The organism is Myxococcus sp. CA039A (assembly GCF_013336645.1).
Classification (GTDB): domain Bacteria; phylum Myxococcota; class Myxococcia; order Myxococcales; family Myxococcaceae; genus Myxococcus; species Myxococcus llanfairpwllgwyngyllgogerychwyrndrobwllllantysiliogogogochensis.
The window spans coordinates 1-474 of the sequence record NZ_JABUMQ010000755.1; the positions used below are offsets into that span (position 1 = coordinate 1).

Consider the following 474-nt stretch of genomic DNA (forward strand, 5'->3'; position numbering starts at 1 on the left):
TCCGTTTTCCCTGCGGCGGTGGCGCAAGTCACTGGGCTCCGGCAGGACTTGGGGTGAGGTGGCGGCGTTCCGTCGCGCATTGCGTGCGAAGTCGTACGACGCGGTGCTCGATACGCAAGGCCTGATCAAAACGGCGCTCGTGGCTGCGCAGGCCAAGCTGGCGCCGGGTGGTTTCGTGGCGGGCTTCGGCAATCGGACGGAAGGCGCAGGCTATGAGCCGCTTGCGAAGCTGTTCTACCAACGCAAGGTCGAAATGGAACCGCACATCCACGTAGTCGAGCGCTCGCGCCGCAGGGTGGCGGAGGCGCTCGGTTATGCGCTGCCTGACGCCATCGACTTCGGTTTGCAGCCGCCCGCCGACTTGCCGTTCAATCTGCCACGTCCGTACGTGGCACTGGTGCATGCGACTTCGCGCGCCGACAAAGGTTGGCCGCTCGAGGCGTGGGTGGATGTTGCACGCGCGCTGCTTGCACG

At 65.8% G+C, this 474-nt stretch carries 1 protein-coding gene; it reads left to right on the plus strand.

Annotation, left to right across the window (positions count from 1 at the left end):
- Window positions 1-58: 58 nt before the first annotated feature.
- Window positions 59-474 (plus strand): glycosyltransferase family 9 protein (locus HR086_RS47435; RefSeq protein WP_217442257.1); only part of this gene is annotated, 416 nt, incomplete at its 3' end.